12 protein-coding genes are annotated in these 13553 nt (G+C 58.2%); 4 read left to right on the top strand and 8 right to left on the bottom strand.

Annotation, left to right across the window (positions count from 1 at the left end):
• Nucleotides 1–13: 13 nt before the first annotated feature.
• From K3727_12275 to K3727_12255, 5 genes are all read right to left on the bottom strand, one after another.
• Entirely contained in the window at nucleotides 14–1669 is a 1656-nt protein-coding gene (locus K3727_12275; protein ID UWQ89598.1) for a tetratricopeptide repeat protein, read from the bottom strand.
• Between the two features lie 58 nt (nucleotides 1670–1727).
• Nucleotides 1728–2936, bottom strand: a complete 1209-nt coding sequence (locus K3727_12270) for a multidrug effflux MFS transporter (protein UWQ89597.1) — start codon at nucleotides 2934–2936, stop codon at nucleotides 1728–1730.
• A gap of 176 nt (nucleotides 2937–3112) precedes the next feature.
• Nucleotides 3113–3475, bottom strand: a complete 363-nt coding sequence (locus K3727_12265; GenBank protein ID UWQ89596.1) for a potassium channel family protein — start codon at nucleotides 3473–3475, stop codon at nucleotides 3113–3115.
• Nucleotides 3472–4122, bottom strand: coding sequence for a DsbA family oxidoreductase (locus tag K3727_12260; protein ID UWQ89595.1), 651 nt, complete (start codon nucleotides 4120–4122; stop codon nucleotides 3472–3474). The genes K3727_12265 and K3727_12260 overlap by 4 nt, the downstream gene beginning before the upstream one ends.
• A gap of 6 nt (nucleotides 4123–4128) precedes the next feature.
• Nucleotides 4129–5637 carry an acyl--CoA ligase gene (locus K3727_12255; GenBank protein ID UWQ89594.1) on the bottom strand — a complete coding sequence of 503 codons (1509 nt, stop codon included), beginning with the start codon at nucleotides 5635–5637 and terminating at the stop codon, nucleotides 4129–4131.
• 64 nt (nucleotides 5638–5701) lie between these two features.
• On the opposite strand from K3727_12255, the gene K3727_12250 reads away from it, so the two are divergent.
• Together K3727_12250 and K3727_12245 are read left to right on the top strand one after the other, a co-directional pair.
• Nucleotides 5702–6325, top strand: coding sequence for an XRE family transcriptional regulator (locus tag K3727_12250; protein UWQ89593.1), 624 nt, complete (start codon nucleotides 5702–5704; stop codon nucleotides 6323–6325).
• Nucleotides 6326–6555: 230 nt separating this feature from the next.
• On the top strand, nucleotides 6556–7353 hold the full coding sequence (locus K3727_12245; protein ID UWQ89592.1) for an SDR family oxidoreductase: 798 nt from the start codon (nucleotides 6556–6558) through the stop codon (nucleotides 7351–7353).
• Nucleotides 7354–7428: 75 nt separating this feature from the next.
• Here K3727_12245 and K3727_12240 read toward each other — a convergent pair whose 3' ends face one another.
• Both K3727_12240 and K3727_12235 read right to left on the bottom strand, forming a co-directional pair.
• On the bottom strand, nucleotides 7429–8463 hold the full coding sequence (locus K3727_12240; protein ID UWQ89591.1) for a fatty acid desaturase: 1035 nt from the start codon (nucleotides 8461–8463) through the stop codon (nucleotides 7429–7431).
• A gap of 265 nt (nucleotides 8464–8728) precedes the next feature.
• The gene (locus tag K3727_12235; protein ID UWQ89590.1) at nucleotides 8729–10540 is read right to left on the bottom strand and encodes an extracellular solute-binding protein; all 1812 of its coding nucleotides are present in this window, start codon (nucleotides 10538–10540) and stop codon (nucleotides 8729–8731) included.
• Nucleotides 10541–10903: 363 nt separating this feature from the next.
• Between K3727_12235 and K3727_12230 the strand changes: the two genes are divergently transcribed.
• Both K3727_12230 and K3727_12225 read left to right on the top strand, forming a co-directional pair.
• Complete coding sequence (locus tag K3727_12230; protein ID UWQ89589.1) at nucleotides 10904–11677, top strand: 3-hydroxybutyrate dehydrogenase; 774 nt, start codon at nucleotides 10904–10906, stop codon at nucleotides 11675–11677.
• Nucleotides 11678–11794: 117 nt separating this feature from the next.
• Nucleotides 11795–12832, top strand: coding sequence for a patatin-like phospholipase family protein (locus K3727_12225; protein ID UWQ89588.1), 1038 nt, complete (start codon nucleotides 11795–11797; stop codon nucleotides 12830–12832).
• A gap of 4 nt (nucleotides 12833–12836) precedes the next feature.
• On the opposite strand, the gene K3727_12220 is transcribed toward K3727_12225, so the two are convergent.
• Nucleotides 12837–13523 carry a DUF502 domain-containing protein gene (locus tag K3727_12220; GenBank protein ID UWQ89587.1) on the bottom strand — a complete coding sequence of 229 codons (687 nt, stop codon included), beginning with the start codon at nucleotides 13521–13523 and terminating at the stop codon, nucleotides 12837–12839.
• Nucleotides 13524–13553 lie beyond the last annotated feature (30 nt).

Below are 13553 nucleotides of genomic sequence, written 5' to 3'. Positions count from 1 at the left end.
GCTTTTGGGGTCCTTACGTCATGGCAACCTGCGCGCAGCCGCACGAAGCCCGGATACCAGCATCGGCCCGAGACTGTGCCAGATCCAGACGCTGTTTGATTTGAGGCAATTCAATCGTGTCGCCGCGTGCCACAAGACAGTCGTGCAACCCTTTGAGAGACCATACATTATCGGGATGAATGGATGCCCGAGACAGGCTGCCACCCAGCCCCAGATCTTCGCGGTAGACGGCTTCTGCCTCTGCGACGCGTCCCTGTTCGAACAGAAGCGCACCCAACGCGTGGCGTGTCGGCTGCATCCACCCCCAAGGTTCGTCATACGGCAACGTGTCGTCCAGTTCGACAGATTTACGCAGATGCGCATAGGCGACGTCATGATTTCCCTTGCGGTACTCGATCTCGCCACGCAGCATTTGTGTCGCGATTTCAAGCAGATCCGAAACACAGTTGTTGTGCAGGAGGCGGGTGTCTGGCACGCGGGCCTTGGACGCCAGAAACAACGCCTCTTCGGCTTCGGCCTCGGCGACGCATCCGGTGGCGGCATATCCGATGGCGCGGGCATAATGGACCGTGGCAGTCAGGGTGCAGAACAAATCCGGGTCTTTGGGCAGCTCCAGTGCGATGCACTCCTGCCACCGCCCAAACCGGATCAGAATATGCGGTCCCATGGACATATAGCTTTCGAAATAATCGGCCATCGGCGGGCTTTCGACCTGCAACATCTCGATGGGCGTGGTGTCCCACATCCCTTGATTGGCCTGCAACGCCGGGCCCATCTGTCCCAGAAACAATGCGCCATAGATGACGAAGTGGTAATTGTGTTGACGATAGCCGGTGTAAATGTTGAACGCGCCTTCGCGGGCATAATACTTCAGGTCCGCCTCGATGGCTTTTTGATTCCAATACACGACGTTGTGAAAATGACCGCACTGCACATCGATATGAGTGGGCATATGGACCAGGTGGCCAGCGTCTGGGACCAGTGTGCGAAGAATATCCCCGGCCTTGAGAGCTTTTTCCGGTGTCGGCGACATCTCCATCAAATGTACATAGAGATGCAGCAGGCCGGGATGGGCCATGGCGTCCGGATCCTGGGCCATGGCCGTTTCCATGACGTCCTGCGCCTCTACCGTGGCGGCACCTTTGGCTGGTTCACCCGTTTTCAGATCCCACATTTGCCAGGGGGTCAGGTTGAGCAGGCTTTCGGCATAGACCGTGCGCAGGTCCAGGTGGTCGGGCACCTTGGCAAATGCCGCACGCATCGCATCGGCAAAATCATGGTTCCAGGGGTGCATGTCTTCGACAAGTTCGCGTTGGGGATAGCGGGCGGGCAGGGCACGGATCAGCGCCACTTCGGCCTCAGTGCACCCGTCCAAGCAAGAGAGCGCCGCCTGCGTTGCGTCATACGAAGTCGCCAGCGCCGTCGCACGCCCTTCGGCGTCAAACAGCTGCCAGGGCATATTGTAATTGGGTCCGGCGGAATAGGCGACGCCCCAATGGGCCATCGCGCATTCGGGATCATGTTCCAGCGCTTTTTGAAAACAGCGCACGGCTTCTTCGTGATTGTACCCATACGTCCAGATCAGGCCGCGATCAAACCACAGTTGGGCCTTGGTTGATTGGGTGGTCACAGGGCAACTGTAATTGCCCAGTTCATAATATTCGTTCATATCTATTTCCCCCACAATGGCCGAAAGAATAAGGGATCAGCCGCATTTTTGATAGGGGTCAGGCAGGCAGACGGTTCTCCACGCGCCCCATGTACAGCATCAATCCATAGGCAAGGATGCACATGACCAGGATCCCAGCCGTCAGCGGGAACAGGGATCCATTGAACATCTGACCAATGGGGGCCGCGATTGCGGCAGCGATCACGGTCGAAATCGCACCAATGACCGAAGCCGCCATGCCCGCGATATGGCCCATCGGCTCCATCGCCATGGCATTGAGGTTGCCCAGCGTGGTGCCGGCCATGAAAAAGATGCTGGTCTGCCAGAACACAAACAAACCAAAGCCCGCGTCCTGGGACAGGTCCATGCCCCCGGCAACAAGCATCACACCGCTCAGCAGGATCTGAACACCCAAGGTCCAGGTGACCATCCGGCGCATCCCCAATCGCACCACCAGCGCGGCGTTCAACAGACTTGCCGAGCCGGACACAATGGCAACCCCACCAAACCAGATGGGAAAGCTGTCGGCCCGGTCATAAACCACGTCATAGACGGGCTGCACCATGGTGAGCATGGTGAACAGCGTTCCCAAACACAGGCTTTGGACCAGGATCGACAGGCGGACACTGGGGTGGGCAAACATTTCTCCGACGGCCTTGACCAGCAGCGGTCCCCGGAACGGACGGCGGTTTTCGCGCGGAAGGGATTCAGGCAGACGCAGACCCAACCAGAACACCGAAATCATCGAGAACAGGATGAAGGCAAGAAAGATGCCGCGCCATCCTGTTATGGCTATAATGCCTGCGCCCAACAATGGTGCCACCGCAGGAACGAGGGTAAAGATCATCATAGCAATAGACACGATCCGCGCCATTTCGCGCCCTGAAAACAGGTCACGCACAACCGCCATTGCCACAACACGCGGACCCGCGGCACCCAGACCCTGGGCAATCCTTGCGGCCAGTACCACTTCGAGCGACGAACTGGTCCAGGCCACAAAGCTGGCCAGGATATACAATGCCGCCCCCCCATAGATCACTGGTTTGCGCCCGAAACTGTCAGACAGAGGCCCGGTAAAAAACGTACCGACCCCCATGCCCAACACAAATGAGGTCAGGATCAATTGGGCCCGGTTCAGGTCATCGGGGCTGAGTTCCCCACCGATTTCGGGCAGGGCCGGTAACATCGAGTCTATGGAAAAAGCGATGGTGGCAAACATCATCGCGATCAACGCAACAAATTCCGCCCGATGCATTCGGTGGCTCATGGACCGCTCCAATCTGTTTCGAAAGCGCGGGCTGGCCCCAGATAAGCCGGGGTGGGCAAGGAGTGAAATCTCCGGTCACGCTGGGGCAGCGGTATCATGTTTTTTGGGCAGTTTCCAGTTCGCCGATGCACAGATAACTGTGCACATGTAAAAGACCTTGGGTCACATTTTATGGTTCAATGTGGATCGGGTTGTTCGTCTTCATTGGCGGCCGGGGGGTCTTGGTCAGCCTTGCGGTGGCCAAGGTGGCCAACCAGCCATTCGGTGTGTTCTTCGCGTTTTTGCATGTGAAAGTTGGCAAATTCGCGTATTGCAACTGCAAAAACGCCCAGCCCGCCAAAGATCAGAAACGTCGTCCCGATCTTGCCCAATGCTGTGGCCGGAACCAATTCGCCATACCCGACGGTGGAAATGGTGATCACGGTAAAAAAGTAGCTGTCCAGCCAGGTCCAACCTTCAACGAGACGAAAGAAGATCGTGCCTGACAGCACCACTGCTATCAGGCTGAGTAGAATGGTAGAAAGCTTGAATTGCTTCAACTGTCATCCCCGTCCAGTTGCTCCATGATGTCGCCAATCACCTTGACCCATAATTCGGGCGGCTGTGATCCCGGAACCGCGTGTTTGTTGGCGACGATATAGGTCGGAACCGAATTCACCCCCATCTTGCGGCTGTGGGCGTCACGGTCGCGGATGCTTTGGGTGTCGCTGTCCGATTGCAGCAGTTTGCGCACAACCGATGCGTCCATGCCGACATTATCCGCAAGATCCGCCAGCACGTCATGATCCCCGATATCGCGACCGTCTTCGAAATAGGCCTTGAACAGGGCGTCGACGATTTCCGTCTGTTTGCCTTCGATTCCGGCCCAATGGATCAGCCGATGCGCGTCCAATGTGTTGGGCGTGCGCTTCATCGCTTCAAAGTCGATGTTCAACCCGGCCTTTTCGGCGTTTTCAACGACCGGGGCATAGGCGCGAACAGCGCCTTCCTTGCCGCCGAACTTCCCTTCGAGATAAGCGCGCCGGTCCATACCGCCCGAGGGCATGTCCGGGTTCAGCTGAAACGGATGCCATTCAATTACAAATGGGTGGTCGGGCACCTGGGTCAACGCGGCGTCCAGATGGGTCTTGCCGATATAGCACCAGGGACAGATCGGGTCGGACAGGATGTCGAGCTTGACGGTCATGGGGGGTCATCCTTTGAAATAGGCAGGCAGGGCGCGGCGCAGCAGTTTGTTGTTCGCCCCGGTGGGCAGCGCATCCATATATATGTAGGCGCGCGGCTGTTTGTAACGGGCCAGGCGGTCCGAGGCAAAGCTTTGCAGGTCCTGAGCGGTCAACTCTTTGGGACCGGTATAAAAGGCTGCGATGATATAGGTGTCGGGTTTCACCTCGACCGCGGCAGCACCGACCTGGGTGATACCGGGATGGGCGGTCAATGCGGTTTCGACTTCGACGGGAGAGACGCGATACCCGCCTGCGTTCATCATGTCATCTGCGCGGCCCAAATAAGTGATCTGACCGTCCACCGCCATGGCACCCTGGTCGCCGGTCAGGAACCAATCGCCCTGAAATCGGGCCTTGGTGTCTTCGGGCGCGTTCAAATAGCCCAGCATCAGCCCAGGATCGGAGCGGTGGATGGCGATTGTGCCTTCGGTTCCTTGTGGCACGGGACCATCAGGTCCGACAATGGCAACCCTGCGCCCCACTTGTGGACGTCCCAGTGCCTCGCCGCGGGCGGGGTGATCCGGGCAGGACGAGACAAAGGTCGAGCATTCCGACATGCCAAAGGCCTCAAACAGGTCGGTACCTGAGCGATCTTTCCAGGTTTTGTGCAACAGCGGTGACAGCTTTTCGCCGGCACATAAACCGTGACGCAGATCGGGCAGCTCCATCGCATCGTCCGACTGCAAGATCTTGCGGTAAACTCCGGGCGCAGCAGCAAAAATCGTTGCCTTGTGATGCGCCAGCAACCACCCCAGCGCGGACGGGTCAGTGCCCGGTTGCGGGATCAGGGCGGTGGCCCCAATGGTCCATGGATCCATCAACCCGGTCCCCAATGTATACGTCCAATTGAACGCGCCCGCATGCAGCAGCCGGTCTGTGCTGCGCAGCCCGTACCAACCATCCACCATCATCTGCCGCGCCCAGATCGCCCGATGGGCGTGCGCCACTGCGCGGGGTTTGCCGCTGGTGCCGGATGTATAGACGATATAGGCCAACCGTTCCGGATCCCCCAGATCATAGGCACAGGCAGGCAGGGCCCGCATTGAATCCAGCGTTTTGATGCCAATCTGATTGGCGTGATCCGCACAGGCGACCTGCGGGTCCCGCAGCACCGCGGCCGGAGACAGATCCGCGATTATCTTGGCTGTTTCCGATTCGGTCAGCTGGGAGGAGGTCGGAACCGGGACCAACCCGGCGGCGATCGCTCCCAGATAGGCAATCGGAAACTCCACCGTATTGCCCAGCCGCATCAGAATGATGTCGCCAGCCGCCAGCCCGGCATTCAGCAACCCGGTCCCCGTGCCACGCACCGCAGCTTCCAGGTCAGAATAACTCCAGTTCTCGGCCCCGGTCGGGCCAACCAGCGACAGGGCGATCTTGTCCGGCTGGTCCTGTGCATGACGCAGGACATGAGCGGTCAGGTTGAATGGGTCAGGGCAGGGCGCGGGTGGCCCCTGATCAAAAATAGAAAGCATATCGGTTGGCTAGCCCGACACGCGATGCGTTGCAAGCGGCTCGCGTCGTGCGTATAGAACGATCATGACGTCAAAAGACCCCAAATCCCTGATCCGCATCGCCCGCAGTTCGGGCGAGGATGAACACGCTGAACCTCTGGATCTGGGGGTGCGTGTACGCGAATTGCGCAAGGCGCGCGACTGGACGCTGGAACAGGCTGCCAACAAGGCGGGACTGGCGCGTTCAACCCTGTCCAAGATCGAAAACGGTCAGATGTCGCCGACTTATGATGCGCTCAAAAAGCTGGCCGAAGGATTGGGGATTTCGGTCCCGCAACTTTTCACTCCGCCCCAGCGTGGTCAGGTCAACGGACGTCTGTCGGTTACCAAATCGGGGCAGGGCGCGGCCCATGCCACTGCGACCTATGAACATGAATTACTGGCCGACGCGCTGTCCAAGAAACAGATGCTGCCTTATCGTGCCCGTGTGCGGGCCCGTGACATGGAAGAATTCGAAGGGTGGGTGCGCCATGACGGCGAAGAATTCATGTATGTGCTGACCGGGGTGGTCAAGCTGTATACAGAATTCTATGAACCCATCGACATGCGCCGCGGCGACAGTGCCTATTACGATGCGGCCATGGGGCACAATGTGATCTCGGTCAGCGACGAAGACGCCACGATCCTGTGGGTGACTTCGCTGGCCTGAGGCAAAGATCCCCGACACGATGACCTGGGGCGATTGGGGGTCATCCGAATGACCTGTTCCGAACGGTCTCCCTGTTCAAGGCCCGCGTGACTGTGTGGTTTGAACAGGTGGGCGGGGGCGTCTGTCCGTGTGAAAGTTTGGAAGTTATCGAGAATTCCGCGAAACAAGGCTCAAATGCTGCTAGGCTCGGCCAACAAGATCTTTGTTAGTCCAGTATTTGAGGTATGCCTATGACCCGTCGCGGCGATGAACGTCCTGTAGCCATTATTACTGGCGCAAGCGGGGGGCTTGGGTCGGCGACCGCCCGGGCACTTGCCGCACAAGGGTACCATCTGGTGTTGATGTCCCGCGGTGGATGCGGTGACATCGCAGCGGAAACCGGCGGGGTGGGCGTGGCCGGATCTGTCCTGAACGACGTCGATGTCGATAGAGCCGTCGCAACAGCGTTGGACACGTTTGGTCGGCTTGATGCGGCCGTGTTTGGTGCGGGGCGCCACAGCGAAGTCATGAAAGGGTATGAGGTTCCGGCCGCGCCACCTGCAACTCGTGACAGCTTTAACTATGACCCGGAATACACGAGAGAGATCTTTGATATCCCATGGCCCGCCTGGCATGATGATTATGAAATGATGGTCATTGCGCCAATGCGCCTCGCAAAAGCCGTGTTGCCCCACCTCAAGGTATCTGGGCGTGGTTCCTTTGTGGCGATTTCCGGGATCGAAGCGGGGCAACCGAGAGTTCCCTTTCCGCTTGGTCCAACGCGTTTGGCCATCCAGGGGTTCATCAAGCTGTTGGCGGATCGCCATGGACCAGAGAATATCCGGTTTAACACGGTTGCTCCGGGATTGATGGAAAGTGCCAAAACCGAATTTCACCCAGATTGGGCCGGGACGGTGCCCCTTGGCCGGGTTGGGCGCAACGAGGAAGTCGGGCAAACAATCGCGTTTCTTCTGTCAGATGTCGCCAGTTACATAACCGGGCAATGCATTACAGTAGACGGCGGGGTGAACCGGCCTTTGGGGCTTTGATCGGGATCGGGCCTTGGCCAACAAAAATGGGCCGTAAAACGGCCCATCGTAGCTTCATCTAAAGTGTGGGTTTGATCACCCGTACATCGCCCGAACCTGGGCAAAGGACAACAGCTGTTTGGTCTTGTCGTCCCACAGGTGCAGCCTTGCGCAGCTCAGGCTTTCGCGAATGGTCATGCGGTTGGCCTCTTCCAGGTCCTTGTGATCGCGCAACACTTCGGTCAGGCGATAGAACGGGATCCGGCTGTACAGGTGGTGCACATGGTGAATGCCGATATTGGCGCTGAACCATTGCAGAACCGGCGGCATGATATAATGCGAGCTGCCGTGCAGCGCCGCGTCATGCAGCTGCCAATTGTCATCTTCGTTCCAATAGGTGTTTTCGAACTGGTGCTGCACATAGAACAGCCACATGCCAGCCGTAGCGGCAATCAGCGTCGAGGGCAGGAAAATCAGGACAACAGCCATGAAACCGCCGAAATACCAAATCAGAGCCAGTGCCGAGATTATGACGATATTAGTACCCATGGCGCTGATCCAATAGCGGACCTGGCCGGTCAGGCCCAATGGAATCCGGTTTTGCAACAGGAACAGATAGCTGGGGCCAAAGCCGAACAGCACCACCGGGTTGCGATACAGGCGGTACATGAACCGATCCCAGGACGAAAGTGCCTGGTATTCATCCACCGTCATGGTGTGAATGTCGCCGATTCCGCGCTTGCCCAGATTTCCGGCTGCGCTGTGGTGGATCGAATGGGTGCGCCGCCAGACGTCATAAGGTGTCAGGGTCAGAACCCCCAGAACACGCCCAACCCAGTCACTGATCGCACGTTGTTTAAAGAACGACCCGTGGCCGCAATCATGTTGGATGGCGAACAGGCGCAGCAGAAAGGCGGCGTTCAACACGGAAATGCCAAAGGCCAACCAATAGCTGTAGGACAGCGACACCCAGGCCAACGCCCAGAGGATCACAAAGGGAATGAGGCTGACGCTCAACTCAAAAGCGCTGCGTACAGGGTCTGGGTCACGGTAACGGGCAAGCGTGGCAACCCACTCCCGAGCTGGAACTGGACCTTGGTGCGTTGCGGGGAGCTTTTGGTTTTGAATCATGCGCCTGCTTTTTCTTGTCTCGCGCACGGATATACGACCTGCCCCATATGGCAAGCGGATACTGCACCTGCGCGCGCATGTGTCGTGTTTTCGTGGCAAATGGGGACCGGGGCTGTCCCGATACGCGGAAATCCGCGCGTCCCAGCCATCATTGGCACCCAAGACGCTGTGACCCACCCTGGACCCCGGATCGCGAAAAAGACGTTTGCGCGCGAGTCCAAATCGGGTGTGTCAGGCCGTTTGAACGGCCTTGGGCGTGCTCGGGTCACTCTTCGAACCACCAGACCTCGGGCATGAACCCGATGCGGTCGCCATAAAGTGGAAGGGTATCGGGGTATTTCAACTGTTTGGCATGAGCAATCCGCCCCTTGTCGAATTGCCAGATCGGAATCACATAGCGTCCGGCCGTCAGGACCCGGTCCAAGGCGCGGACCGCAGCGGTAAAGGTGTCTGGTTCCGTCGTCGTCAGCATGGTGTCCAGCATCGCTTCGATGGCCGGGTTGTCGACGCCCATCAGGTTTCGGGTGCCGGGTTGGGTCACGCCGTCCTTGCCCCAATACAGTTTTTGTTCATTGCCTGGGGACAGCGACAGATCCCGACGAAAACGGGTGAGGTCGAAGTCATAGGTATTCTGGCGGGCCACATATTGGGCGTTGTCCACGGTTTCCGTAACCAGCGTGATGCCCAGCCGTTCCAGCGCCCGTGCATAGAGTTCGGCCACGGATTTCATTTCGGTATCGCCCTGGCGCAACAACAACGACATCTGCATGGGCCGCCCGGTATCATCGCGCAAGAGCCCGTCCTCGACACGCCATCCGGCTTCGCTCAGCAAACGGGCCGCGGCCCGCAGATCGCGCCGGTTGCGGGCGCTGTCATCACCCTGGGGCAATGTATACCCGTCAATCGTGCCAGGCAGCAGGGAGTCGGCAAAGGGAGCCAGAAGGTCGCGCACCTTTCCGGTCGCCGGGCCGGGGCGCAGCCCGAGATAGGAGTTGGCATAATAGGATGTGATCCGCGGTTGGGTTCCGCCGGTTAGCGTGCCGTTGATGTATTCAAAGTTGAACGCCAGCAACAACGCTTCTCGCACCCGCCAGTCGTCAAAGGGCACGCGTCGGGCATTCATCACGATCCCGGTCATGCCGGTTGGGCGTTCGTGGGGGATTTCGGTTTTGACCACATCCCCACGAACGACCGAAGGAAAATCATACTGTCGAGCCCAGGTATCGGCATTGAATTCCCGGATTGCGGTCAATTCGCCTGCTTTGAACGCTTCGAACATTACGGCCTGATCGCCATAAAATTCGACGCGCATCTCATCAAAATTGGCAGTCCCGCGCCGCAGGGGCAGATCTTTGCCCCAATAATCCGGGTTCCGGCGGAATTCGATAAAACGCCCAGGGTCGACATCACCTATGACGTAGGGACCGCTGCCCACCGGTGCCTCCAATGGTGCGTCGGTGAAATCACGGCCATCGTATTGGTCTTTTTTCAGAATGGGTCGCATTCCGGCAATCAGGGCCAGTTCGCGGTTGTCATCCTTGAACGTGATCCGAACCGTTCGGGGCCCGGTCTGTTCGATGCTGGCCATCTGTGACCACAACGTGCGGTATCGCAGGTGGCCTCTGGTCCCCAGAATCTCATAAGACCACAAGACATCTTCGATGGTAACGGGGCTGCCGTCGGCGAATCGCGCCTCTGGTCGCAGCGTGAATTCCACCCAGGATCGGTCCTCGGACGTCTCAACCGATTCGGCCAACAGGCCATAAAGTGTGAAAGGTTCGTCCCAGGATCGCCCCATCAAACTTTCATAAGACCAGAACCGCATCTGCCAGGGGGCGGTGCCTTTTTGGACAAACGGGTTCAAACTGTCAAAGCCCCCTGTGTTGCCAAAGATGACTCGGCCGCCCTTGGGGGCCTGTGGGTTGGCATAAGGGAGAGACACAAAATCCGGTGGCAACGCAGGGTCACCATACATAGCTATGCCATGAGTCGATTCTGCGGACGCAAAAGTAGCCCCGCAAAGCAGGGCGATTCCCGACAGAATCCTGCGGGTGTTTTGGAAATAATCATGACGCACTTTGGCAACAATCCTGCTCTGGCCTTATTTTCTTGAGGATTCACGCTAACGGTGGTTTCACGTCTTTTCAAACTTTTAGCTTGGATGCCAGCGCGTAATTGCTTATAAAGGTGTCACTGCTCGATAGGTTTCTTGCCTGTATGAAACCTGCCTCAATGACTTAACGCCCGCTTCGTGCGGGCGTTTTTTTTGTTTTCGATACCTGAGCGTATCGGGTGACGTTGACGCAACGGTTGCAGGTGCCCCCCCTGAGTGCCCCGAGGTCGGGACAGACCGCGCGGCGCATTGCCGGTTTTCTTTGCACTTGCAGCATGACACAGTGCAGCGCAACATCTTAATCGCAAGTTTTGGGGAGTTTCTAAAATGTCCTTGTCGGGAAAAACCGCTGTTGTTACCGGATCGAATTCCGGGATTGGTCTGGGGGTTGCACGTGAGCTGGCCCGGGCGGGTGCAGATGTCGTACTGAACTCCTTTAGCGATCGCGACGAAGATCATGCGCTGGCGGCGGGCATTGCTGCCGATTTCGGTGTGAACGCCCGCTATATCAAGGCGGACATGTCCAAGGGCAGCGAATGCCGGGCGCTGATTGAACAGGCGGGTGCCTGCGATATTCTGGTCAACAACGCGGGCATTCAGCACGTGGCCCCGATCGACGAATTTCCGATCGACAAATGGGACGCCATCATTGCCATCAACATGAATTCGGCCTTTCACACGATGGCCGCTGCGCTGCCCAAAATGCGCGCCGCCGGGTGGGGGCGGATCGTCAATATCGCCTCGGCACATGGGTTGACTGCGTCCCCCTACAAGGCGGCCTATGTCGCGGCCAAACATGGGGTGGTGGGCATGACCAAAACCGTGGCGCTGGAAACGGCCCAAGAGCCGATCACCTGCAATGCGATCTGTCCGGGTTATGTGTTGACGCCGTTGGTCGAAGCGCAAATTCCCGATACGATGAAAGAATACGACATGGATCGCGAAACCGTGGTCAGAGACATCATGCTTGCGCGCCAGCCGTCCAAGGAATTTGCCACCGTCGAACAGCTGGGAGGGACCACTGTGTTCCTGTGTTCCGATGCGGCGGCACAGATGACCGGCACCACCTTGAGCGTAGATGGTGGTTGGACCGCCTTGTAATTTTGGCCAGGCGTGCCGCGTTCGGGATCAAGGGGTGCTGCCCCCGGTGGTGAAATCCGTTGGGCGTCACCAGTCTCTCCGGGATTTTTTTGACCAGTAGAAGACAGGATTGGTGTGATGGGCGAAGGTCGCAAGAAAATCAATCTGGCGCTTCAGGGCGGGGGCGCGCATGGGGCCTTTACCTGGGGAGTTCTGGATCGGCTGCTGGAAGAGGACCGTCTCGAAGTGGCAGGGATCTCTGGCACATCGGCGGGGGCGCTCAATGGGGCGGCCTTTAAATCCGGCATGGTTCAGGATGGCCGCGCCGGGGCAAAAGCCTGTCTGGACGACTTGTGGGGCCGGATGGGTGCCGTCGGGGATATGCGGTTTTCGCATTGGATGCGCGGACTGGAACCGGCCAGGGTTGTTCAGGCCTTTGAACAGATGATGCCATTTTCTCCGGCCGAAGCCTGGAGCCAAGTGGTGTCGCCCTACCATTATGGTCCGTTTTACAGCAACCCGCTGCGCCCGGTGGTCGAGGCGTTTGATTTTGCCAAAGTGTGCGCCCATGCGGGTCCGGCCTTGTTTGTCGGAGCCACCTGTGTCCGTTCAGGCAAGATCCGGGTGTTCGAAGGCAGCGAGATTTCAACGGATGCTATTCTGGCGTCTGCCTGTCTGCCGACATTGTTTCAGGCGGTCGAGATCTTTGATCCCAAGAGCGGGCGCACCGAAGCCTATTGGGATGGGGGGTACACCGGTAACCCAGCGTTGTTTCCATTGTTTGGCAGCGACTTGCCCGAGGATCTTGTCATTGTGAACATCAACCCGCTGGAGCGGGATGAGATCCCCAAGACCCCGCAGCAGATCCAGAACCGGATGAACGAGATCAGTTTTAATTCGTCGCTATTGCGCGAATTGCGTGCGATCTCATTCGTGCAGCGTCTCCTGCAAGAGGGCAGTTTGCAATCCGGGTCCATGCGTCGGGTTCTGGTGCACATGATTGCGGATGATGATGTGATGCGGGGGCTGTCGGTGACAACCAAGATGATCCCGCTGCCGCAGGTGCTGAAACATCTGAAACAGGCCGGACGTGCGGCCGCCGAGCGGTTTCTGGCCGCGCATCTGGAGGATCTGGGCGAATGCTCCAGCGTCGATTTGCGCGCCATGTTCGGCTGAGGCGTCAGTCGTCTGTGTCTGCCGGGACGGTCGGATCTTTGGAATTGGGATAGACGAGGCCAGCGGAAATCACCAATTTGGCGGCTTCTTCGACCGACATGTCCAGCTCGATTACGTCTTCTTCGGGAAAGAACAGCAGGAAACCCGATGTCGGGTTTGGCGTGGTCGGGACAAAGATCGACAACAACCGCCCGCCGGTTTCGGCCCGATCCGACACTTCGCCACGTGCGGTGGTTGAAACAAAGCCGATTGCCCAGATTCCGCGGCGCGGATATTGGATCAGACAGGCCTTTTCGAAACTGCGTTCGGATTGGGCAAAGACCGTTTCCGAGATCTGTTTGATCCCGGAATAGACGGTGCGGACCACAGGCATGCGCTCTACCAGCCCTTCGGCAAACCCGATGAGGGACCGCCCGATGATGCCCTTGGCGACCCAGCCCACCACGATGGTGAACAAAAAGAAGATGATCAGCCCGATGCCGCGCAGGTTGATGCCGATATACTGCTCTGGCAGGACAGTTTTTGGCACCAGCGGCAGCACCACGCTATCGACCCAGCCCATGGCTGACCACAACAGCCAGATCGTCAACCCGACCGGGGCAATCACCACAATTCCGGTCAGGAACGATGATCTGAGCCGGGCAAACAGACCGGGGCGGCGGTGCGGTTCGTGTTCAAAGGGCGTGGTCATGGAATTTCCCGTGTTGGCAGGCAGAACCTA

It is taken from the genome of Rhodobacteraceae bacterium M382, from assembly GCA_025141015.1.
GTDB lineage: Bacteria > Pseudomonadota > Alphaproteobacteria > Rhodobacterales > Rhodobacteraceae > Aliisedimentitalea > Aliisedimentitalea scapharcae.
Note: the sequence above shows the minus strand (reverse complement) of the source record. Positions and strands in the feature narration are given on the sequence as shown.